We start from the raw sequence: 23,670 nt of genomic DNA on the forward strand, positions 1-23,670 counted from the left end.
TCAGCGATCTCCCTCGGCAACGGCATCGGCCGGCCGTACAGCCAGCGCCATCTGGTTCACGGCGAAGATCGCCATCAAGGCGCCACCGATCGACAGGGGCAGGTAGTTGATGCTCTGCGGCAGGTTGGCGCCGGCGGCCTTGATATCCAGGCCGTCCATCAGCAGCACCGCTGCCCACCAGGCGATGACCACGCCCAGCACGGCCACCACCAGCGCGGCGAACACATCGACGGCGCGGCGCAGGCCGGGGCTCATGTGCGCGGCCAGCAGGAAGAAGCCGAAGTGGCGGCGGGTATGCACACCGGTGGCCGCACCCAGGCTCATCGCCGTGGCCAGCAGCAGCAGCGTGACCGGCTCGGTCCAGCTGGGCGAATCATTGATCACATAGCGGGCGAACACCTGCCAGCCCTGCACCACCACCAGGCCGAGCAGGGCAATGACGGCAATGTAGATCGCCACATCGGCGATGACGTTGAGCAGGCGCTGTGGCGCAGTGGGGGTGATGACGGTTTCGGAAGTCGAGTCGGACATCGCGTCGGGGCCTCAGGCGAAGTCGCGGATGCGACGGGTGAGGGCGGCCAGCTCCGGCTGCTGCAGGTAACGCTGCAGGAGCGGATCGGCGGCCTTGCGGAAGGCCGGCATGTCGACCTCGTTGAATTTGATGCCGAAATCGGCCACGGCCTGGCGGGCCGTGTTTTCCGAGGCATCCCACTGCTCGCGCATCACCTGCACCGATTCGCGCGCGGTCTCGATCACCAGGGTGCGGTCGGCCGGGCTCAACGCATCGAAGCTCTGGCGCGACATCAGCAGCACGTCCGGTGCGTAGGAGTGATCGCTCTGCGACCAATAGTGCGCGGCCTCGAAATGACGGCTGGAATGGAAGCTGCGCATGTTGTTTTCCGCACCGTCGATCATGTGCGTTTCCATGCCCGAGAAGGTGTCACCCAGCGACATCGGGGTCGGGTTGGCACCGAGCAGGCGCATCAGCTGGATGAAGATGTCCGAGGAGGCCACGCGCAGCTTGAGGCCGTGCAGGTCCTTGGGCTCCACGATCGGGTGCTTGGTGTTGTAGAAGCAGCGCGCGCCGGAATCGTAGATCGCCAGGCCGACCAGATCACGGGTTTCAAAGCCCTGCAGGACCGTATCGGCGACGCCGCCATCGAGGGCGCGGCGCATGTGCGCCACCGACTCGAACACGTACGGCAGGCACAGGCCCTGGGTCAGCGGGAACGCATTGTTCAGCGCGCCGGAGTAGACGCGGGTGATGTCGATGGCGCCGAAGCGGGCCATGTCGATCGCTTCGGACTCACGGCCGAGCTGGCCGGAGTGGTACTGGCGCAGGCGCAGCCGGCCGCCGGTCTTCTCTTCCAGGGTCTGCCCGATCCACTTCACCGCGGTCACGGTGGGGTAGTCGGCGACGTGGACATCAGTAGCGGTCAACAGCTGCGCGCCTGCCGGTGCGGCGTTGGATGACCGCGAACAGGCTGTCAGCGCGGGCGCGGCAAGCGCGCCCAGACTGGTGGCCAGGAAATTTCTACGAGTGAACATCTGCGCCCTCCCAAGCGTGTTCGCCATGTCCGCGGGCTTACCCGGCGGCGATGGCTTTGCAGGTAATGTCGCCGTAACCGACGAAACGGATCAATGCTTCCTGGCCCACGGCAATATCGTGAATGCCGGTGGCGTTGCCACTGGCGATCAGATCGCCGGCCTTCAACGGCCGCCCACGCTGCGCCGAACGGCCCAGTGCGAACGCGTAGGCGGTGCGCAGGCCGCCGGGCAGCAGGGTCGCGCCGCCGGTACCGACCACCACACCCTCGATGCGGGTTTCCGCACGCAGGTCCGCGTCATCCAGAGTGGTCCAGTCGGGAATCTCCGGGCCGAGCACCAGACCATTGTTGTTGCCGAAATCGGACACGACCACACGCGGGCCGAGCTTGTTGATCGTCGCCAGCGGGCTGCTGGCCACTTCCACGCCGATGAAGAGCTTGGCGGCCAGCGCCTCGGCTTCTTCCGGGGTCCAGTGCAGCTTGTGCGCCGGTGCGTCTTCCTGCAGCTGGATCACGTACTCCGCCTCGACTGCGCCGAAACCGCCGACGAACACCGGAATCTCCAGTGTTCCACCGGTAGCATTCCAGAGCTGACGGGAGAAGATCGGGCCCAGCAGGCGGTCGTCGCCCGAGCCGTCGCGGCGTTCGGCAGCGATATAGCCGACCTTCCAACCCACCACCTGGTCATCCCACAACGCGATGGCCTGGTCCTGGACCTGATAGGCGGTGACCAGGTCCTCGGGGATGTTTCCCGGGAAATCCGGCAGGGATTGGCCATGTTGGCGGGCGCTGACGAAGTGGCGGGCGATCTCGCCCAAACCCTGGTCTTGCAGGTCCTGTTTGCCGTGTTCGTTGCTCAAGCGGGTCTCCCGGAAAAATTGTTGCACTGCCAATCGACAGTGGCTGGATGTGCTGTATATGGTAAACCGGTGTCATTGGCAATGTGCAGCGCATCAGAAGTGCTGCCGGTCGGGCACGATGCCCGTTCCCCTCTGCCCGGAAGGACCTATGCGGATACCCCGCGCCGTGTTGATGCCGCTGTTGACCCTCGTGCTGCTGACCAGCGGCACGACCTACGCCGCCGAGCGCGCCGTGCCGGAGACCGAACCGGGCACCGGTGCCCCCGATCACATTGCGCTGTGGCCGGACGGCCAGGTGCCCGGCGAAGCCGGCCAGGCCACCGTGCCCGAGGTGATCGAGCGCAGCACCGACCCGGCACTGCCGGACCGCTACATGGACAACGTGAGCGCACCCTACCTGGTGGTGTACCGGCCGACGCGTCCGAATGGCAGCGCCCTGTTGGTAGTACCCGGCGGTGGCTACCAACGCATCGTGCTCGACAAGGAAGGCACCGCCCTGGTGCCGGCCTTCGTGGAGCACGGTGGCGTCACCCTGTTCGTACTGCGCTACCGGCTGCCCGCCGGCTGCAGTGATCGCCAGGCCGCACTGGCCGATGCCCAGCGTGCGATGCGGGTGATCCGCGCCGATGCCGCGCGATGGCAGATTGATCCGCAGCGCGTCGGGGTGATGGGCTTTTCGGCCGGCGGGCACGTCGCCGCGCGGTTGAGCAACGGCTTCGATGCACCGGCCTACCCGCATCGCGATGCGATCGATGCGCTCAGCGCGCGGCCGGATGTCGCGCTGCTGATCTACCCGGTGATCGACATGGGCACGCATGCGCATACCGGCTCGCGTACCCGTCTGCTCGGGCCGCATCCGGATGCGGCGCTGCAGCAGCAGTTTTCCATGCAGGATCAGGTCCGCGTCGATACGCCGCCGACCTTCCTGGTGCATGCGCAGGACGACAACGTGGTCTCGGTGCACAACAGCCTGGTGTATTACCAGGCGCTGCTCCGCGCCGGCGTCACCGCTGAAATGCACCTGTTCCCGTTCGGCGGCCACGGCTTCGGCGTGCGCATCCCGGCCGGTTTGACCGTCGCGCAGTGGCCCACGCTGGCCCTGCGCTGGATACCCTCGCGCCACACGGAGCCTGCGCGCCATGACTGATTCTCCCGCCGATCTGCAGCGGCGCCGTTTCCTGCGCGACAGCGCGCGCTATGCGCTGATGCTGGGGGCGACCAGCCTGCCGCTGCTGCCCGCCTTCGCCGGCGTGCCCGGCCCGCGCCACGATGCCGCGCCGCTGGCGCGCGTGCGCGGTGGACGCGTGCGCGGGCAGCTGGAGCAGGGCATCCACGTGTTCCGCGGCCTTCCCTACGGCGCCGATACCGCGCCCCGGCGCTTCCAGCCGGCCGTGCAGGAAGCCGCCTGGCGCGGCGTGCGTGACGCACTGGCGTACGGCAATGCCGCACCGCAGGGCGGCAGCGAAGGGCCGGGCAGCGAAGACTGCCTCTACCTCAATGTGTGGACCCCGGCACTGCGCGATGGCGGCAAGCGCCCGATCGTGTTCTACATCCATGGCGGTGCCTACAACAACGGCTCGGGCAGCGACCCGCTGTACGACGGCAGTGCCTTGTGCCGGCGCGGTGACGTGGTGGTGGTCACGGTCAACCATCGCCTCAATGTGTTCGGCTATCTGTACCTGGCGCAGCTGGGCGATGCGCGTTTCGCCGATTCGGGCAACGTCGGCCAGCTTGATCTGGTCCAGGCGCTGCAGTGGGTTCGCCAGCATGCACACGAGTTCGGTGGCGATGCGGGCAACATCACCGTGATGGGGCAATCCGGCGGCGGCGCGAAGATCGCCACGCTGATGGCCATGCCCGCCGCGCGTGGCCTGTTCCAGCGGGCGTGGACCATGAGCGGGCAGCAGGTGACCGCGGCCGGCCCGCGGGCGGCCACCCAGCGCGCGCAGATCGCGATGCAGGCGGTCGGGGCGGCCGATGCCGAGGCGCTGCGCACGATGCCGATGGAAGCACTGCTGGCCGCCACCCGTGCGCGCGACCCTTCGCGCGTGGAGAACAGCAGCCTGTATGTTGGGCCGGTGCTCGACGGGCGTTCATTGCCGGTGCATCCGTTCTGGCCGGAGGCGCCCGCGCAGTCCGCCGGGATTCCGATGGTGATCGGCAACACCCACGATGAGACCCGCGCCTTCCTCGGCAACGACCCGGCCAACTTCGCGCTGACCTGGGAGACGCTGCCGGCCAAGCTGGAAAAAGAGCAGTACGTAGACCTGCTGCCCTCGGTGGTGATCGCCGAGTACCGCCGCCTGTATCCGCATTACACGCCTTCGGAGGTGTTCTTCGCGGCCACCACCGCCGGTCGTTCGTGGCGCGGTGCGGTGGAGGAACTGGAGGCGCGTGCGCGCCAGGGCGCACCCACCTGGGCCTATCAACTCGATTGGGGCTCGCCGCTGGACGGCGGCAAGTTCGGCGCGTTCCACACGCTGGATATCCCGCTGGTGTTCGATACCACCGATCGCCCCGGCTCGCGCACCGGTGACAGCGAAGCGGCGACCCGCGTGGCGGCCACGATGAGCGAGGCCTTGATCGCCTTCGCCCGCCATGGCGATCCGAATCATGGCGGACTGCCGCGCTGGCAGACCTATTCGCTCGCCCGCCGCGAAACGATGCTGTTCGATACCCCCTCGCAGCAGGCTGACGACCCCCGCGGTGGCGAGCGTCGCCTCTATCAGCAGGCCCCCTTCATTCAACGAGGTACGTTCTGATGCGGTGTACGTCCTGGCTGCTGGGCAGCGCGCTGTTCGGCCTGATGAGCGCGGCGCAGGCCGCCGTGGATCCGGCGGTGCTGGATCGCCCGGCACCGACCCCGATCCGGGCCAGCAAGATCGTGCTGGTCGGTGATTCCACCACGGCCGTGCAGGGCGGCTGGGGCCCTGCGTTCTGCGCCCGGCACGTGACCTCGTTCCTGACCTGCACCAACCTGGCCCGTGGCGGCCGCAGTACCTACAACTACCGCGCCGAAGGCTCGTGGGCACTGGCCGAGGCCGAGATGCGCACACCCGGCTACGCGCGCACGTGGGTGCTGGTCCAGTTCGGCCACAACGACCAGCCCGGCAAGCCGGGCCGTTCCACGGATCTGCAGCGCGAGTTCCCGGACAATCTGCGCCGCTATGTGCGCGAGGTACGCGCCGCCGGCGCGCAGCCGGTGCTGTTGACCCCGTTGACCCGCCGCCAGTTCGCCGATGGCGTGCTGATCGATGACCTGGCGCCATGGGCCGACGCCGTGCGCGTTGTGGCGCGCGAGATGGACGTGCCACTGGTCGATCTGCACGCGCGCAGCCGCGCGGTGGTGCAGGCGCTGGGGCCGGTGGCTTCGATGCCGCTGGCGCAGGCGGCCGCCACGCCCGCCCAGGTCAGCGCGGCGCTGGGCGGGACCACCGTGGGCGCCGCCCCCATGGCCGGCGCACCGGCTGCGCAGAACAACGCCGTCACCGAACCCATGGGGCAGGCCAAGGTCGCCTTCGATTACACCCACCTGGGCCCCGACGGCGCGGCGTTGTTCGCCACGCTGGTCACCGAGGAACTGGCCCGGCAGGTCCCGTCGTTGCGACCGCTGCTGATTCCCTGATCGATAGGCAGACCCTTCGAAAACTCTCGAATGGATTGCTACGTCGGGGATTGTGGGTCGATTGGATGTGATTCAGGTCAAACACGCTGTTCACCGGGATCGCCTAGACTCGGGGCATGCAAGAGCAATGCAACCCGTTTCCTCCGTTCCATGGCCGTGATCGATTGATCGCCGCCGTCGACCATGCCGTCCAGCACGAGCACGCGCACCAGATCGCCGCCACGCTGCGCGCGGCGTTGCGCGAAGCGATCGCCGACAGCCGCATCCAGCTGCCGGCCTGCGTGCACCACCCGATCGAGGATCACTACGCCCGCCGCGAGCTGTACCGCAGCCCGGTGCACGGCTACAGCATCGTCGCGATGAGCTGGGGGCCGGGGCAGGGCACGCCGCTGCACGACCACAGCGGGCTGTGGTGCGTGGAGGGGGTCTGGCTGGGCCAGCTGGAGATCACCCAGTACCAGCTGCTGGAGCGCGACGGCGAGCGCTTCCGTTTCCGCCCGGACCCACCCGTGCTGGGCGACTGCGGCAGTGCCGGCAGCCTGATCCCGCCGCACGAGTACCACACCATCCGCAACACCAGCGACGATGAGCTGGCGATCTCGGTGCACGTCTACCAGGGCGAGATGACCCGCAGCGCCATCTTCGAGCCCGAGGCCGACGGCTGGTACCAACGCCGCGTGCAGGTGATGGAAACCGACGCGGCCTAGCGCCGGCGGGGTGCCGGCGCCGAAGCAGCCCTGCATGGCATGGCGCTACGGGTCGAGCGCCACCACGTTGTTGCGCTGGGTCACTTCCGCCGCACCATCGGCCTGCATGACACGCACGCGCAAGCCACCGCGATCCCCGGCCGGCAACGGCAGACTGACGATCGTGGTCTTCGGCACCAAGTCGCTCGGCGCGGCCAGGCTCGGAATCTCGACGCGGGCCAGCTCACGGCCCTTGGCATCTTCCAGCACTGCCACGCCCACACCGGTCGCGACATGGCCCAGGCTGTGCACGGTCACCTGCACCTGACGCCCGTCCACGCGCACATCGCCCCGCCCGATGCCGAGGTCGGGCCGCTGTTCGACCGGCGTGCCGGCCTGCACCAGCTCGAACTCGAACACCTGGCTCTGGCCCGGCACGAACCGCAGCATGGTCGAGGCACTGCGCTCCAGGGTGAGATCACGCGTGGTGGCCTTGCCGTCGATGGTGTCATCGCCGTCGCGGTCCACGCCGCTGGTCATCCGCCATTGCCCGGCGGTGACGTTCCAGGTGCTCATCTCCGCATCCACTGCGTGCTTGCCCAGGTTGTAGGCGATCACCTTGAAGCGCTCCGGCGAGGGTGCATGTACCAGCAGCGCGACCTGCTCGGCGGCCTGCGGCTGGGCGAAGCGCCAGCTCACGGTGTGGCCCGGCCAGCTCTGGTTGCGCTTGAGCGCGATGCCGCCCAGGCGTGCACGCTGCAGGAATTCGCTTGGCGCTTCGACACGGTCGGACCACCAGTGGCCTTCGGTGTTCATGTATTCGCGCTGCGCCTTGGCCTGGATGCCGTCGGCATGCAGCGCTTCCAGATACTTCTTGTCGCCGGTGGCCTGCCACGCCATCAGGCTGGCGAAGCCGGTGCTGCCGCCGTCGGCATCGCTGATGAAGCGCGGGTTCCACTCGGCGCCGCGGCCGAGGGCTTCCACGTAGTTCTCGCCCAGGTTGGACAAGGCGCCCGGGCCACCCCGCTCGACGCGGTAGTCCAGTGCCTTGAGGTATTTGTCATCGCCGGTCCAGCGCCATGCCGCCCAGAAGGTGTGCATGATGTCGCCGCTGCCCGAGCCATTGTTGAGCTCACCGCCGCGGGTCTTGCCGGTTGCCCAGTTGATCTCGTTCGGCAGTGCCCAGCGGCCCTTGTCGTCGGTGTAGGCGTGGGCCAGGTAGCCATCGGCCAGCCCGGTAACCTGCTTGCGGCCGGTCGGATCGGCGTTGTACTGGCCGATCAGGAACGCCGGGTGCAGGACCGGGAAGGAATACGGCTTCTGCCATTGCCAGTTCGGTTCGCGGTAGACCTTGTTGCCGCCGAACCAGTTGCTGGAGAACAGCAGATGGCCCTGCGGGTTGGGCAGGATGATGCGCTCGTCGAAGGCCTTCACCGTTTCCATCAGGCGCTCGACGGTGAGCGGATCGCCCCAGTTGAGGTAGAGCATCGCGCTGTTGGTGTTGATGCCTTCCTCGTAGGCGTGCAGCTCATCGGTTTCGATGGTGCTCAAGCCGTTGCTGAACATGCCATTGCGGTACACCGCATCGGACAGCGCGGTCAGCGAGGCATTGAGCTTGTCCGGCTGCACGCCCATCAGGGCCAGGCCCGGCCACTGCTGGGTCAGATCGGAATCGTCGGAAATGCCGCCGCCGAAATCACCGTAGGCGATCTGGCGGTTGTCGATCCACCACTCGATGAAGCGGCGCACGTAGGTGAGGTCTTCGGTCTGCCGGAACGCCCACAGCGGTACGCCCTTGGGCGCCTCGGGCTGGGTGAACGGCGGTTTGCCCTGGCTGTTGTAGCTGATGTAGTTCCAGTACAGGCGGCCGAGCTCGTGGTCCGGGTCCACCCGCAGCAGGTCGCTGAGATCGGCGTACACGCGCGCGTACAGGCGCTGGCGCTTGGAGGTGGTGTGCTCTTCGACCAGGAAGCCCCAGTTGTCGCGCACCTGGTTGAAGCGGTCGGCGATGTGTTCTTTCTTCGCCTCGTCGCGGTCCTTGTAGACCATGCGGATTTCCGCACCGTCCAGCGAGGTGGCGTTGAACCCCGGTGCGGCCGAGGCGATGGAGATCCACAGGCTGTCGGCGGTCAGGATGCGATCACGCAGGTCCAGCCACAGGGTACGCTTCTGGCCCGGCTTGACCGAGACCGACACATCGATCATGTCGCGCGCCGGCCACAGCGGGTCCTTGATGCGGATGTTGAGCGGGATCAGGCCGTCATGGGTCGCCGGCAGGTCCAGCTTGGGCAGATCGATCGCGATGCCGTCCAAGCCGTCATACATGTTCTCCCAGCTGTGCGCCCAGCTGCGGATCAGCGGCTGTGCGGCCGGTGCGTCGCTCACGCCGGAGGGAATCAGCACGTGCACGATCGGCAGTGGCTGGGCGGGCAATGTATCGGCCGTGCGTTTGCGTGAGCCGGCGCCCTTGGGCAGCGCCATCACCGTGCTGCGTTCGGCCACCGGGTAGCGGCCGTCGATGTACTCGCGCAGCGCCGCGATGTTGGTGTAGTCCGGCAGCGCCTGGCTGTCGATCAGGTAGCGCTGCTTGACCGTGCCGTCCGGCTCGGCGGCATCGCTCACCTGGTAGGCCCAGATCTCCTGGATCGGGGTTTCCTGCGCTGTGTTGCGGAAGTGCAGCACGCCACCGTCCTGCGCGGGAATCGTGTTGACGCTGCGCACCACACCCTGCGGACGCTCGAACAGCGTCTGCGCGGGCTGGCCGGCCCCACTGTGGCTGAGCCCGCCGAAGGCGGCGCCGCGCACTTCGATGCGGTTGACGGTCTCGCCGGCCGGCAGGGTCAGGTCGAGCTGCTGGCCACCGTCAACGTAGGTGTTCCAATCGGGCAGCTGGAAGTAGTCATCGCGCCCGGCCAGCCGCGAGCGGTTGTACACGCCCGGCCAGGTGGTCTCGGCGATGCCGTCGGTCGCCTTCCACATCCACTGCTTGTGGTCCTTGGTGTCGGCGAACTCGACCTTGCGGATCGTGGTGGTCGGCGCGGTCAGCGCCGGCGGCGGCGCAGCGTTCCAGCCATGGCGATGGCGCCAGGCGCGCATCGGGTCCGGCTCGGCCACCGCCGTGCGGGGCGCGGCATTGCGGGCCAGCGCGGCCATGCCGGCCGGGTCGAGCAGGCGGTCATAGACGCGGATCTCGTCGAAATCGCTGCCACGCAGGAAGTTGTAGCGGCTCTGCACCTGGTAGGGCGCCATCACGCGTCCGGCCAGGCCAAGCTGATCCAGTGCGGCGTCGTAGTCGGCGGTGGTCTCCTGGCGGGCGACCTCCTTGCCATCCACGTACAGCCGCACGCCGTGGTTCTCATCCCAGCCGAAGGCGATGTGCTGCCACTGTTGGGGCGATGGGTTCTGGTCGAGCTTGAACGACACGCGCGTGCGCGCCAGGTTGGCATCGGTGACGAAGGCATCGAAGCCGTGGCCATTCCAGTCGATGCGCAGCCAGGCCATGTCCCAGCTGCTGTGGTCGGCATAGCCGACCCGGAAGATCACGAACGGCGCTTCACCCACCGCATACCGCGAGCGCCAGAAGAAGCCGAGTGTGCCGCGCTGGGCCTGGATGTTGCCCGGTGCGTTCCACGACAACACGCCGTCATCGGCCCATTCGATCGCGCTGCCGTGCGCGCCGTTGGGCACCCGCTTCACCTTGTCCTGGAAATTCGGGACCGGATCACCCGCGGCGGTATCGGCCTGCAGACTCTGGTCGGCCGACACGTGGAACAGCAGCTGCGGCGCGGTCTGCGCCCAGGCGGTGCCACTGCCCGCAAGCAGCAGCGCCAGCACGCTGGCGGACAGGCGGGAGGGGCGGATCGAGGGGGCGACAACGCGATGCATGAGACCTTCCTTTCGACAGCAGAAACAGTACAGCGGAACCAGCAGCGGGGGTCAGCCACTCATGGTGGCCTCCCGCCCCGGCACCGCGCCCGCCATCCCGGAGAGAAGGACGGGGACGGGCGCGATAGCGGTGGCGGAAGGCGCAGCACGGTCAGAACTTGTAGCGCAGACCGAGGTAGTACTGGCGGCCGGTGTGGGTGTAGCGGTCCGGCAGCGACAACGCCGAATCGACATAGCGCTCATCGGCGGTGTCGAGCAGGTTGATCGCCTCGAAGGTCAGCGAGAGATTCTTGTTGACCTTGTAGGACATGTTGAAATCCACGTTCTCCACGCTGTACTTGCCCTGCACATCGGCCGTGGCGAACTGGTTGCCGTCCAGGTCCCACACGTTCTCCTGCGACAGGATGGTGCTGATGTACGCGTCGCGGTAGCTGGTGGAGACGCGGGCGCTGAAGCGGCCGTCGTCGTAGTACAGCGTGGCGTTGTACGAGTTCGGCGAGAGGTTCAGCAGGTCGTTCTCGGTGTACGTGGTGACGATCGTGCTGCCGGTTCCGGAGCTGAACATGTACTTGATCTTGGACTCGACGTGCGTGTAGTTCAGCTGCACGCCGAAGTTCTTCCAGACGCCGGGCAGGAAGCTGAAGGGCTGCTGGTAGGACACCTCATAGCCCTTGAGCGGGCCGCCCGGGGTGTTGAAGTAGCTCTGCACGTTGAACACCGTGTCCGGGCTGAAGCCGGTCGGCAGCAGGTCCAGCGAGTAGCCCATGTCCGCCCACGTGGTGAGCAGGCGGGTGCGCTGCACGTAGCTCTCGATGTCCTTGTAGAACACCGCGGCCGACAGCAGCGCGCCTTCGTCGAAGTACCACTCCGCGCTCAGGTCGTAGTTGGTCGAGCGGAACGGATCGAGCTTGGGGTTGCCCAGGTTGATCGAGTAGCTGCGGTCGTCATCGAAGTAGGCGGTGGGACCACCGCTGACGCTCGGCGACAGGTTGGACAGGGTCGGGCGGGCCATGGTCTTGGCCGCGCCGAAGCGCAGCACGAAGGTGTCGCTCAGGTCCCAGGCCAGGTTCAACGAGGGCAGCCAGTCGTCGTACTTGTGGCCGACCCGGGTGCCGACCTGCAGGCGCTCGCCCGGATCGGCGGTGGCGCTGGCCACCCCGAAGAACGGCTCGCACGCCGAGGACAGATCGTTCGCGTTGGTGGCCGTGCACGGCGCATAGCCATCGGCGGTGATGCGGGTCTGCACGTAGCGCACGCCCAGGTTGCCGCGGAACGCGCGGCCCAGCAGGTCGGTGTTGAAGTCCAGCTGCAGGTAGCTGCCGTAGCTCTTCTCGTTGACGTCGAAGTTGTTGTTGGACGCCCCGAAGTGACCGACGCTGGCCAGGCGGTAATCACCGCCGAGCGTGCCGGTGTTGCAGTTGCAGTAGATGTCCAGCAGCTTGGCGATCTGGTTGAAGTCCGGCACCAGCCACGCGTTGGGCAGGTTGCCGTCCATGCCCTTGCCGAAGCCGCTCAGCGTGTTGCTCAGGTCACCCACGCCCACACCGGCCGGCAGCGCCTGCGACAGGCGCCCGTAGCTGATGTTGCGGAACTCCTGCGTGCTCATGTCGTAGTCCTTGTAGGCCAGACCGCCGCGCAGGGTGAAGGTGGGGTTGATGTTGAACGTGAGGTCGACCTTGGCCGTATCGAAGGCGTTGTCGACGTACTGCGGGTTCAAACGCACTTCGCTGATGTTGCCGCCGCGCGCCGTGCCGTTGGCATTGACCGGCGTGCTGCCGTAGCCCAGCCACTTCCAGTTGTCCACGGCGTTGAGATCGAACGGGAAGGACATCGCCGGCACCTTGCCGTTGCGCATGTCAAGCACGAAGCCATCCAGGTTGCTGTTGTCGAAGCTGACCATCGAGAAGACGGGCCGCTCGTAGTTGGATTCGGAGTGGCCGATCACCGCATCCAGGCGCACCGCGTCGTTGAAGCGGTGTTCCAGGTTCAGGCTGAACTGCTTGAACTCGGTGCTCTCTTCGATCGCGGTGGATTCGGTGCGGAAATCCACGTTGTCGAACACGCCGTAGGTCAGGCGGTTCTGTTCATCGGCCTGCGCTTCGCGGACCACGATCTGGGTCTTGCCGCCGTACTGCGCGGTGCGGTGCAGGTTGGCGCCGATGGAATCTTCGCGCACGTTCTTGTCGAGCTTGGAATACAGCATGTCCAGGTTCAGCTGCGTATCGTCGCTGACCTTGAACTGCAGCGCGCCGGTGACGCCCAGGCGCTCGATCTCGTGTTCGGTGCGGATGTAGCGCGGGTAACGCGGGATCCAGGCGTTGGTCGCGGTCTCGTAGGCGGCGATGTTCTCGGCCGTCGCAGCGGGGCGGTCCAGGCCGGGGCCACAGTGGGTGGCATCGATGCCGTAGCTGCCCCAGCCATTGCTGCGCGCCTGGTTGGCGGCGCTGCCGACACCGGCGGCGGTCTCGTTGGCCAGCGGATTGCGCGGCGTCTGCGGGTTGTAGCCGGCCGGGCTGCAGAAGCCGTAGGTGCCATTGTTGGCCGCGGTGCTCTGGTTGGAGTTGCGGTAGTTGCCGTGCTCCCAGCGGACCGGGTTGTAGCCTTCCTCGAAGATGGTGCGCTTGCTGTAGGCCACCGACATCAACGCACCCACCCGGCCATCGGCCCAGGTGTTGCTGATCAGGCCGGAGATGCGCGGATCCTTGTTCTTTGACAGCTCGTTGTAGCCGTACTGGCCACCGAGCGAGGCCTGGAAGCCCTCGAAATCGAACGGGCGCGAGCCGCGCAGATCGACCGTGGCGCCGAGCGAGCCCTCGTCGGTCTGCGCCGACTGGGTCTTGTTGATCTTGACCCGGCTGAACAGCTCCGAGGCGAAGGTATTGAAGTCGAAGCCGCGGCTGCGGTTGACGCCGGTGGTGCCGCTGCCGGCGGTGGACAGCGCTTCCAGACCGTTGATGCGCACGCGGGTGAAATCCGAGCCCAAGCCGCGCACGGAGATCTGCTGGCCTTCGCCACCCTCACGATCGATCGAGACGCCGGCGATGCGCTGCATCGACTCGGCCAGATTCAGATCCGGGAATTTGCCGATGTCTTCGGCGTAAATCGCATCGACCTGTTCAACGCTGTAGCGCTTTTCATCCAGCGACTGCTGCAGGCTTTCGCGGTAGGTCGCCTTGACCTCGACCTTGTCCAGATCCACCGCGTTGAGTGAGGCGGCCGCTTCGGGCGTCTGCTGTGCTGCGGCGATGCCAGCGGCACTCTGCAGCGCGAACGCGATCGAGACCGCAAGCAAGGTAACCGGTGTCTTTTTACGGGCAGTGAGTCGTTCCATCGTGTGTAAGCCCCCTCCCAGGGTTCGCCGCCATGCGACCGTGATGTAGATGAGTCATGGACGTCCGGCCTCCCCGGAACGTCTGTCGCGCATGTGCCGCAGTGATACCGCTGGTCATCCAGAACGTAACAAACCCTTCACGCGGCGGCATCTTGCGCCGCAACAGCGCGCCGAGGTGGCATGAGGGTCGTGGATGGCAGCGATGGCGGCGTGCGCGCAGCCGGCGGCGTGATCGCTCACGCCGCCGGTGGGTAGTGCCGTTGAATCAGAACTTGTAGCGCACGCCGAGCAGGAACTGGCGGCCGGTTTCGGTGTACTGCAGCGGCAGCTGACCGGTGGCCGGCGAGTAGACCCACTCGTCGGAGGCTTCGTTGGTCAGGTTGATGCCTTCCAGACTCAGTTCGAGCTGGTCGCTGATCGTGTAGCGGATCGAGGCATCGATGACCGTGGTGCCGGTCATGCCGTGGTAACCGTCGAGGTTGAAGCCGGTTTCCGTACCCGGTGCCTGGGTCAGGTAGTCATCACGGTTGGTCGCCGAGACGCGGCCGGAGAAGACCTTGCCTTCGTAGAACAGCGTGGCGTTCCAGGAGGACTTGGACAGACCGGTCAGGTCGGTCTTCATCACCGGCTGGCCCGCAGCGTTGAGGTACTGGATCTGCGATTCCACCCAGGTGTAGTTCAACTGCACGCCGAGGTTGGACCACTTGCCCGGCAGGAAGGTGAACGGCTGGGTGTAGTTGGCTTCCACGCCGTGCAGTTCACCACCCGGGGTGTTGACCGGACGGCTGTAGGTGAAGTCATCCGTAGGCGAGGCGCCGGTGCCGATCAGCAGCGACGCAGGCAGACCGCTGTCGGAGTACGGGCGCACTTCGCGGGTGGTCTGCACGAAGCTCTCGATGTCCTTGTAGAACAGACCGATACCGGCCATCGCGCCTTCGGAGAAGTACCACTCGAAGCCGAGGTCGACGTTGGTCGCGCGGATCGGTTCCAGATCCGGGTTGCCGCTGGAGATGGTGCGAGCACCACCGGCCACGGCCACCGTTGCGCCAGGTGTCAGGCTGCCCAGGCCCGGGCGGCTCATCACCTTGGCCGCGCCGAGGCGGATCAGGAAGTCCGGGCTGACTTCGGCCACCAGGTTGAACGAGGGCAGGGTGTCGTTGTAGGTGCGGTTCTCGGTGGTGGAGACCGTACCGGTGGCCAGCGTCGACAGACCGGTGGAGCTCTGCTTGGTGCGCACGTAGCGCACACCCACGTTACCCGACAGCGGCAGCGCGCCGATCTCGGTGGAGAACTCGCCCATCAGGTAAGCGCCACGGTCCTTCTCTTCGACGCTGCGCACGTTGTTGGCGCGCGGGGCGACGGCGAAGATGCCGCTGTTGCTGTAGATGTCGAACTGATCGGCGATGGCGTTCAGATCCGGCACCACCCAGTTGGACGGGCTGCCGTTGATGCCCTTCAGGCCGGCCTGCTCGGTCATGTCCACCGGCACGATGCGGGTGCCACCCGGGAAGGTCGGTACCGCCAGTTCGCTGGCGCGACGCAGCTCGGTGGTCTTGAAGGTGTAATCCTTGGCGAGCACGCCACCCTTCAGGCGGAAGCCCGGGCTGATGTTCCAGTTGAAATCCAGCTGGCCGGTATCGAAGTCATTGTCCACGTACTGCGGGCGCAGACGGATCTCGGCCAGTTCCCAGCCCGCCGGGTTGGTCGGGTCGATGCCGTAGTTCAGCGTCGGGAACCGGCTGTTGCCCCGGTAGTCGTAGCTGTAATTGTCGACGTCGTACTTGTCCATGATGATGGTGGTCTGCACCGGGTTCTCGTGCTTGGAGCGCGAGATGCCGAGCTTGCCGGACAAGGTGAAGTCGTCGCCGAAACGGTGCTGGCCGTTGAGGCTGAGCTGCTTGAATTCGGTGCTCCACTCGTCGTGACGGTTTTCCGAGCGGATGTCGACGTTGTCGAATTCGCCGTAGACCAGCGCGTTGTTCTCGATGACGCCGTTCTTGACGACCATCGCCGGCTTGCCGGCCAGGCGCGGCTGCGCGGTGTTGGCGCCACGGCTGAAGGAGATCGCTTCGATGTAGTGCTCGTCGCGGGTCGCATCGATCTTGGAGTACAGCGCGTCCAGCGAGAACTCGGTGGCATCGCTGGGCTTCCACTGCAGGGTGCCGGTCACGCCCAGGCGCTTCTGCTCATGTTCCATCTGCACGTAGCGCGGGAAGCGCGGGTGGTAGACGTTGGCCGAGCGCGCGGCGGCGAACGGCGAGGCCGCATTGAAGTTGCCGTTGCTCGGGCCGTTGGCCCAGCGGCCGGTGTTGGAGCCTTCTTCCAGCGCCTGGCGCTCGGAATAGGCCACCGACAACAGCGCCCCGAAGGTGCCATCGGCGAAGGTGTTGGAGATCAGCGCGGCCATGCGCGGATCGGCTTTCTCGGCCATCGCGTTGTAGCCGGCCTGGCCGCTGGCGGCGAAGGTGAAGCCGTCATAGTCGAACGGGCGCGCGGTGCGCAGGTCGACGGTAGCGCCCAGCGAGCCTTCCTCGACATCCGCCGAAGCGGTCTTGCGCACCAGCAGCTGCGAGAACAGGTCCGAGGCGAACACGTTGAAATCGAAGCCGCGGCCGCGGTTGGTGCCGCCGCTCTGGTCGCCGGCGCCGACCGTGGTCAGCGCTTCCATGCCGTTGATGCGCACGCGGGTGAAATCCGGGCCGAGGCCACGCACCGAGATGTTGCGGCCTTCGCCGGCTTCACGGGTGATGACCACGCCGGGGATGCGCTGCAGCGATTCGGCCAGGTTCAGATCCGGGAACTTGCCGATGTCCTCGGCGACGATGGCATCGACCACGCCGGCTTCGCCGCGCTTGATGTCCAGCGCCTTCTCGACACTGGCGCGATAGCCGGTGACGGTGACGGTATCCAGGTCGGTGGGGTTGGTGCCCGCATCCTGGGCCAGCGCGGTACCACTCAGCGCCAGGCCGATCGACAATGCCAGCAAGGTAACCGGTGTCTTTTTCTTCGTGTTCTGGACTTGCATGTTTTCCCTCTCCCAAGGTGCTACATGAAACAGCTATCCAACGACATGTCAGTGCAATGACACCGCTGGTCAGGGCGGACGTTAACAGCCCGTTACCGATCCGGCATCTTGCACCGCAACAGACTTTTATTGTCCCGTAGACGCTTGCGGGACAATGCTTCCGACATTCAGGACCGGTGGACGGGCGGTCGTCCATCGCTAGAATGACACCGCTAGCCATTGCTGCTGTGCGTCCCTGCGGCGTCTGCAGCCCTCACAAGGATCCAGGACCATGAGTCGTGTTGTCTGTTTCGGAGAGTTGTTGCTGCGCATGAGCGCACCCGGTCGCGAGCTGCTGCTGCAGAGCGCCCAGCTGGCGGTCCACGCGGGCGGCGCGGAAGCCAATGTCGGTGTGTCGCTGGCGCACCTGGGGCATGCGGTATCGGTCGTCAGCACGGTGCCGTGCAACCCGTTGGGCGACTTCGCGCTGGGCGAGCTGCGCCGCCACGGCGTGGACACCACCGCCGTGCGCCGCAGCGACGGCCGCATGGGCCTGTACTTCCTGACCACCGGCGCCGTGCAGCGTGCCAGCGAAGTGGTCTACGACCGCGCCGATTCGGCCTTCGCCAACAGCAGCGCCGCCGATTACGACTGGGACGCGCTGCTGGCCGGCGCTGACTGGCTGCACCTGTCCGGGGTCAGCCCGGCGCTCAACCCGGCCATGGCCCAGGCGACGCTGGCCGCGGCACGCGCGGCGTGCGCGCGTGGCGTCAAGGTGTCCTTCGACGGCAACTTCCGCCCGTCGCTGTGGGCACGCTGGCAGGGCGATGCACCCGGCATCCTGCGCGAGCTGTTCGCCTGCGCCGATCTGGTCTTCGCTGACTACCGCGATATCGGCGTGGTGCTCGGGGGGGAATTCGAGCAGGCCGACGTGCGAGAGCGTGTCGATGCGGCCGCCGCGCAGGCCTTCGCCGCGTTCCCGCGGTTGCAGTGGATGGCCTGCACGCAGCGCACCCCGCACAGTGTGGACAACCACGCCCTCGGGGCGATGCTGATCGGCCGCGACGGCACCCGCGCGGTGGCACCGACCCGCGAGATGCTCGGCATCGTGGACCGTATCGGCGGTGGCGACGCCTTCGCCGCCGGCATCCTGCATGGCATGATGCGCGGCTTCGCGCCGGACGCGATCGTGCGCTTCGGCCTGGCCGCAGGCTGTCTGAAGCACTCGATCCCCGGCGACTTCAACCCTGTCAGCGAGGCTGACATCATGGCCCTGACGGGCGAGGAGCGATTCGATGTCCGGCGCTGATCCGCGCGTACGCGCAGTCCTGAAACTGGCCCCGGTGATTCCGGTGTTCACCCCGGAAAGCGTCGAGGATGCCGTCGAGGTCGCGCGTGCACTGTTCAACGGCGGCCTGCCGGTGATCGAAGTGACGCTGCGCACGCCGATGGCGATGGACGCGATCCAGGCCATGGTCGAAGCGGTGCCCGATGCCGTGCTCGGCGCCGGCACCGTGCTGACCGCCACGCAGATGGAGAAGGTCAAGCAGGTGGGCGGGCGCTTTGCGGTGTCGCCCGGCGCGACCGCGCGCCTGTACGCCGCCGCCCGCGATACCGATCTGCCGTTCCTGCCGGGCGTGGCGACCTCCTCGGAGCTGATGCTCGGCCTGGAGCACGGCCTGGATACCTTCAAGTTCTTCCCGGCGGTGCAGGCCGGCGGCGCGGCCATGCTGTCGGCATGGAACGGCCCGTTCGGCGATGTGCGGTTCTGCCCGACCGGCGGCATCAGCGCGCAGACCGCGCGCGATTTCCTGCACCTGCCCAACGTGCTGTGCGTGGGCGGTTCCTGGCTCACCACGCGGGCCCTGCTGCAGGCCAAGGACTGGACCGGCATCGAGCAGCTGGCACGCGATTCGGCGGCGCTGGTCGGCTGATCCCGCACGGCCTGCCGCCTCAGTGGCGGCGGGCTGCCGCACCAACCCGGCGGTACAGCGTGCTGCGGCTGATGCCCAGCGCGCGCGCCGCCTGGGCGACATTGCCATGGCTCGCGCGCAGTGCCTCGCGCATGGCGGTTTCGGTCATCGCCTCCAGCCCCTCGGCCGCGGACGGCATCACCGGGGCAGGCGCGGCATGCAGATAGGCCGGCAGCATCCCGTGCCGGATCACCTCACCCGGATCACTCAGCGCCACCAGCGTGCGCAGGCAGGAACACAGCTGCCGCACATTGCCTGGCCAGGCATACCCGGCCAGCGCCTCCAGCGCGGCGCTCTCCAGTTGCCGGCCCTGGCCAAGGCGTTGCCACAGCCCCTGCACCAGCGCCGCGCGTTCGGCGTGCTCGCGCAGGGCCGGCAGACGCACGCTGTGGTCGGCGATGCGGTAGTAGAGGTCGCTGCGGAAGTCACCGGCGGCCATCGCCTGATCGAGATCGCGGTGGGTAGCGCAGATCAAGGCGAAATCCAGTTGTACCGGCTTGCCGCCACCCAGCGGTGACAGCGTGCGCTCCTGCAGGACGCGCAACAGGCGCGGCTGCAGCGCCAGCGGCATATCGCCGATCTCATCGAGGAACAGCACGCCGCCCTGGGCCTGGCGCAGCAGGCCGGTATTGCCACTCTTGCGCGCCCCGGTGAAGGCACCTTCCTCGTAGCCGAACAGCTCGGCTTCGATCAGGCCTTCCGGCAGCGCCGCGCAGTTGACCGCCACGAAGGGTTTGTCGGCACGCGTGCTGCGCCGATGCAGTTCGCGTGCGAACACCTCCTTGCCGGTGCCGGTCTCGCCCTGCAGCAGCACCGGCAGCTGCGCGTCCAGCACGCGGCAGGCGCGCTCGAGCACCTGCTGCTGGGCGGCGTCGAACAGGGGGCTGGCATCCACCCGCACCGCCGCCACGGCGGCACGCGCGGGTGCGGCGGGGGTCGGACGCGCGGGCAGCGGCGAGCGGACCGTGGCGCCGCCGGCAGGGCTCACGTGGCCGTACAGCGCGCGTCCCTGGCGATCCACCAGCGCGCCATCATCGTGCAGCCGCGAGAGCGGACCATCGAAAAGCGCCTCGTAGGGCGCCCTGCCGATGTCGCCGTGGTCCAGCCCGAACAGGGCCAGCCCGGCACGGTTGGCGGCCACCAGGCGGCCATTGCGGAAGCCCAGCACGCCTTCGCGCGCGGTACCGAGCAGGCCGGCGTCGTGATGCAGGCGGACCACCTCGCAATCGCCCAGTCCCGCCTCGAAGTAGCGGTGCTCGATATGCGCCACCGCCTGCCGGGCCAGCACGCGGGCATGCAGGTGCTGCTGGCGCGCATCGCCGGAGATGTCGAGCACGCCCACACGCTGCCCGTACGGGTCGAAGATCGGCGTGGCCGAACAGGTCAGGATCGCGTGCGGGGCGAAGTAGTGCTCGCCGCCACGCACCTCCACCGAGCGACCTTCGACGATGGCGGTGCCGATCGCGTTGGTGCCCACCGTGGTTTCATCCCAGCGCACGCCTGGCATCAACGCCACCCGCCCGGCTTTGTCCAGGAAGGCGGGGTTGCCCTCGGCATCCAGGATCCAGCCGGCTTCGTCGGTCAGCAGCGCGATGCTGCCGGTCGCGGCGATGTCGGCGGCCAGGCCGTCCAGCTCCGGTCGCGCCAGCCGCCACAGCGTTTCCTGGCGCTGGCGCAGCTCGCGAAGGCGGGCGTCCGGCAGCGGTTCGACCTCCGGCTGTGCATCGACCGATAGCCCGCCGCGCTGGCAGCGCTGCCACGACTGCAGGATGGTGTCGGGCACGCTGCCGACCGGCGCCGCGCCACGCTCGAAAAAGGAGCGTCGCGCATTGCCGACACGGTGCTGGAGCGGGAGCTGGGACACCTGGATTCTCCAGTGTCGCAATCTGCGACAGTTGTAGCGGGGCCTGTTCCGATAAACACCACACCCGGCGTTACCGTGCAATGACCGGCCGTGGTGCACCGCATCAGTTTCCGAGCCCCTCTTCAACCGGTACGCCGGGTGACGCCTTGCCGCACTGCACCAAACGGAACCTGGCATCGTCCTTGCGCCATGGAACAGACCCTTATCGGGCCTGTCCACCGCCATCCGGAGATGCACCATGAATGCCGTCACGTCCGCCAAGCCGCACGCCACCGATCCGCAGTCCATCTTCAAGCCGCGCTACGGCAACTACATCGGCGGGGAGTGGGTGGCCCCGCGCAGCGGCCAGTATTTCGAGAACACCACGCCGGTGACGGGCAAGGTGTTCACCGAGGTCGCCCGTTCCAACGCCGAGGACATCGAAGCGGCGCTTGACGCCGCCCACGCGGCCAAGACCGCCTGGGGCCAGACCTCGACCACCGAGCGCGCCAACATCCTCAACCGGATCGCCGACCGCATCGAGGAGAACCTCGAGCTGCTCGCCCATGCCGAAACCTGGGACAACGGCAAGCCGATCCGCGAAACGCTCAACGCCGACGTGCCGCTGATGGCCGATCACTTCCGCTACTTCGCCGGCGCGGTGCGCGCGCAGGAAGGCAGCCTGTCGGAGATCGACAAGGACACCATCGCCTACCACTTCCACGAGCCGCTCGGCGTGGTCGGGCAGATCATCCCGTGGAACTTCCCGATGCTGATGGCCGCCTGGAAGCTCGCGCCCGCGCTGGCCGCCGGCAACTGCGTGGTGCTCAAGCCGGCCGAGCAGACCCCGGCGTCGATCCTGGTGCTGATGGAAGTGATCGGCGACCTGCTGCCCAAGGGCGTGCTCAACGTGGTCAATGGCTTCGGCGTGGAAGCGGGCAAGCCGCTGGCCTCCAACCCGCGCATCGCCAAGATCGCCTTCACCGGCGAAACCACCACCGGCCGCCTGATCATGCAGTACGCCAGTCAGAACCTGATCCCGGTGACGCTGGAGCTGGGCGGCAAATCGCCGAACATCTTCTTCGCCGATGTCATGGCCGAGGACGATGACTTCCTCGACAAGGCCGTGGAAGGTTTCGTGCTGTTCGCCTTCAATCAGGGTGAGGTGTGTACCTGTCCCTCGCGCGCGCTGATCCAGGAATCAATCTACGAGAAATTCATGGAACGCGCGCTCACGCGCGTGGCCGCGATCAAGCAGGGCAATCCGCTCGATCCCAACACCATGGTCGGTGCGCAGGCCTCCTCCGAGCAGTTGGAGAAGATCCTTTCCTACTTCGACATCGGCAAGCAGGAGGGTGCCGAGGTGTTGATCGGCGGTGAGCAGGCCAAGCTCGAGGGCGACCTGGCCGGCGGCTTCTACGTGAAGCCCACGGTGTTCAAGGGCCACAACAAGATGCGCGTGTTCCAGGAAGAGATCTTCGGGCCGGTGGTCTCGGTGACCACCTTCAAGACCGAGGAAGAAGCGCTGGAGCTGGCCAACGACACCCTGTACGGCCTCGGTGCCGGCGTGTGGAGCCGCGATGCCTCGCGCCTGTACCGCATGGGCCGCGGCATCCAGGCCGGGCGGGTGTGGACCAACTGCTACCACGCCTATCCGGCGCATGCCGCCTTCGGTGGCTACAAGCAGTCGGGCATCGGCCGGGAGAACCACAAGATGATGCTCGACCACTACCAGCAGACCAAGAACCTGCTGGTCAGCTACTCGCCCAAGAAGCTGGGCTTCTTCTGAGCCCGCCCCGGGCTTGATCCCGATCAAGGCGCCGGCATGCGGCCGGCGCCACAGTGCAGTCCTTGGCCATCCACGGAGATCCACGCATGAACAAGACCATGAAGGCCGCTGTTGTCCGCGAGTTCGGAAAGCCGTTGCGTATCGAGGAAGTCGAGGTGCCGCGTCCGGGGCCCGGCGATATCCTGGTGAAGATCGAAGCCTGTGGCGTGTGCCACACCGACCTGCATGCGGTGGACGGGGACTGGCCGGTCAAGCCGAACCCGCCCTTCATTCCCGGCCACGAGGGCGTCGGCCACGTGGTCGCGGTGGGTGCGGGTGTCAGCCATATCCGCGAAGGCGACCGCGTCGGCATCCCGTGGCTGTATTCGGCGTGCGGCTACTGCGAGCACTGCCTGGGCGGCTGGGAAACCCTGTGCGAAGCGCAGCAGAACACGGGTTACTCGGTGAACGGTGGCTTCGCCGAGTACGCGTTGGCCAACGCGGCGTATGTCGGGCTGCTGCCCAAGGGCGTGGGCTTCATCGAGGTCGCGCCGATCCTGTGCGCCGGCGTCACGGTCTACAAGGGCCTGAAGGTCACCGATACCAAGCCCGGCCAGTGGGTGGTGATCTCCGGCATCGGCGGGCTCGGCCACATGGCCGTGCAGTACGCCAAGGCGATGGGCCTGAACGTGGCCGCAGTGGATATCGACGACGGCAAGCTCGCCCTGGCCGAGCGGCTGGGCGCGACGATCACCGTCAACGCACGCAACACCGATCCGGCCGCGTTCCTGAAGAAGGAGATCGGCGGGGCGCATGGCGCACTGGTCACCGCGGTCTCGCCGAAGGCCTTCGAGCAGGCACTGGGCATGGTCCGTCGCGGCGGCACCGTCTCGTTGAATGGCCTGCCGCCAGGCAACTTCCCGCTGGATATCTTCGGCATGGTGCTCAACGGCATCACCGTGCGTGGCTCGATCGTCGGCACCCGCCTGGACCTGCAGGAATCGCTGGCGTTCGCCGAGCAGGGCAAGGTGGCCGCGACGGTCACCAGCGATTCGCTGGAGAACATCAACGACATCTTCGCGCGCATGCAGGCCGGCAAGATCGAAGGCCGCGTGGTGCTGGACATGAGCGCGTAAGCGGCGCCCATG

At 67.1% G+C, this 23,670-nt stretch carries 15 protein-coding genes; 8 read left to right on the top strand and 7 right to left on the bottom strand.

Annotated elements, in window-relative coordinates; translation table 11 throughout:
- The 3 genes from ACWV8V_RS11350 to ACWV8V_RS11360 are packed head-to-tail and all read right to left on the bottom strand — an operon-like array spanning position 1 to position 2,407.
- Complete coding sequence (locus ACWV8V_RS11350; protein ID WP_259260698.1) at positions 1 to 531, bottom strand: TRAP transporter small permease; 531 nt, start codon at positions 529 to 531, stop codon at positions 1 to 3.
- Positions 532 to 543: 12 nt separating this feature from the next.
- On the bottom strand, positions 544 to 1,548 hold the full coding sequence (locus tag ACWV8V_RS11355; protein WP_123730974.1) for a TRAP transporter substrate-binding protein: 1,005 nt from the start codon (positions 1,546 to 1,548) through the stop codon (positions 544 to 546).
- Positions 1,549 to 1,585: 37 nt separating this feature from the next.
- On the bottom strand, positions 1,586 to 2,407 hold the full coding sequence (locus tag ACWV8V_RS11360) for a 2-keto-4-pentenoate hydratase (RefSeq protein ID WP_346468133.1): 822 nt from the start codon (positions 2,405 to 2,407) through the stop codon (positions 1,586 to 1,588).
- A 148-nt stretch (positions 2,408 to 2,555) separates the two neighbouring features.
- Between ACWV8V_RS11360 and ACWV8V_RS11365 the strand changes: the two genes are divergently transcribed.
- The 4 genes from ACWV8V_RS11365 to ACWV8V_RS11380 all read left to right on the top strand — a co-directional run bounded on the left by ACWV8V_RS11365 (position 2,556) and on the right by ACWV8V_RS11380 (position 6,739).
- Positions 2,556 to 3,554: an alpha/beta hydrolase gene (locus tag ACWV8V_RS11365; protein WP_455899772.1), complete on the top strand. Its 999-nt coding sequence runs from the start codon at positions 2,556 to 2,558 to the stop codon at positions 3,552 to 3,554.
- Entirely contained in the window at positions 3,547 to 5,169 is a 1,623-nt protein-coding gene (locus ACWV8V_RS11370; protein WP_455899773.1) for a carboxylesterase/lipase family protein, read from the top strand. Before ACWV8V_RS11365 ends, ACWV8V_RS11370 begins: the two co-directional genes overlap by 8 nt.
- A complete protein-coding gene (locus ACWV8V_RS11375; protein ID WP_455899774.1) occupies positions 5,169 to 6,032 on the top strand; it encodes a rhamnogalacturonan acetylesterase in 864 nt (287 codons plus the stop codon). Before ACWV8V_RS11370 ends, ACWV8V_RS11375 begins: the two co-directional genes overlap by 1 nt.
- Positions 6,033 to 6,148: 116 nt before the next feature.
- A complete protein-coding gene (locus tag ACWV8V_RS11380; protein ID WP_455899775.1) occupies positions 6,149 to 6,739 on the top strand; it encodes a cysteine dioxygenase in 591 nt (196 codons plus the stop codon).
- A gap of 45 nt (positions 6,740 to 6,784) precedes the next feature.
- Here the strand turns inward: ACWV8V_RS11380 and ACWV8V_RS11385 are convergent, their stop codons facing one another.
- The 3 genes from ACWV8V_RS11385 to ACWV8V_RS11395 form a co-directional block, all read right to left on the bottom strand.
- Positions 6,785 to 10,603, bottom strand: a complete 3,819-nt coding sequence (locus ACWV8V_RS11385) for a LamG-like jellyroll fold domain-containing protein (RefSeq protein WP_455899776.1) — start codon at positions 10,601 to 10,603, stop codon at positions 6,785 to 6,787.
- A 151-nt stretch (positions 10,604 to 10,754) separates the two neighbouring features.
- Positions 10,755 to 13,934: a TonB-dependent receptor gene (locus ACWV8V_RS11390; protein WP_346468137.1), complete on the bottom strand. Its 3,180-nt coding sequence runs from the start codon at positions 13,932 to 13,934 to the stop codon at positions 10,755 to 10,757.
- Between the two features lie 265 nt (positions 13,935 to 14,199).
- On the bottom strand, positions 14,200 to 16,959 hold the full coding sequence (locus tag ACWV8V_RS11395; RefSeq protein ID WP_346468138.1) for a TonB-dependent receptor: 2,760 nt from the start codon (positions 16,957 to 16,959) through the stop codon (positions 14,200 to 14,202).
- 271 nt (positions 16,960 to 17,230) lie between these two features.
- On the opposite strand from ACWV8V_RS11395, the gene ACWV8V_RS11400 reads away from it, so the two are divergent.
- Positions 17,231 to 18,247 carry a sugar kinase gene (locus tag ACWV8V_RS11400; protein ID WP_455899777.1) on the top strand — a complete coding sequence of 339 codons (1,017 nt, stop codon included), beginning with the start codon at positions 17,231 to 17,233 and terminating at the stop codon, positions 18,245 to 18,247.
- The gene (gene eda / locus ACWV8V_RS11405) at positions 18,234 to 18,872 is read left to right on the top strand and encodes a bifunctional 4-hydroxy-2-oxoglutarate aldolase/2-dehydro-3-deoxy-phosphogluconate aldolase (RefSeq protein WP_455899778.1); all 639 of its coding nucleotides are present in this window, start codon (positions 18,234 to 18,236) and stop codon (positions 18,870 to 18,872) included. The genes ACWV8V_RS11400 and eda overlap by 14 nt, the downstream gene beginning before the upstream one ends.
- A 19-nt stretch (positions 18,873 to 18,891) precedes the next feature.
- Here eda and ACWV8V_RS11410 read toward each other — a convergent pair whose 3' ends face one another.
- Positions 18,892 to 20,775 carry a sigma-54-dependent Fis family transcriptional regulator gene (locus ACWV8V_RS11410; protein WP_455899779.1) on the bottom strand — a complete coding sequence of 628 codons (1,884 nt, stop codon included), beginning with the start codon at positions 20,773 to 20,775 and terminating at the stop codon, positions 18,892 to 18,894.
- A gap of 238 nt (positions 20,776 to 21,013) precedes the next feature.
- On the opposite strand from ACWV8V_RS11410, the gene adh reads away from it, so the two are divergent.
- Positions 21,014 to 22,543, top strand: coding sequence for an aldehyde dehydrogenase (adh, locus tag ACWV8V_RS11415; RefSeq protein WP_455899780.1), 1,530 nt, complete (start codon positions 21,014 to 21,016; stop codon positions 22,541 to 22,543).
- Between the two features lie 86 nt (positions 22,544 to 22,629).
- Positions 22,630 to 23,658, top strand: coding sequence for an alcohol dehydrogenase AdhP (adhP, locus tag ACWV8V_RS11420; RefSeq protein WP_259260712.1), 1,029 nt, complete (start codon positions 22,630 to 22,632; stop codon positions 23,656 to 23,658).
- Positions 23,659 to 23,670: the final 12 nt, after the last annotated feature.

It is taken from the genome of Stenotrophomonas sp. Ker107b, from assembly GCF_053847245.1.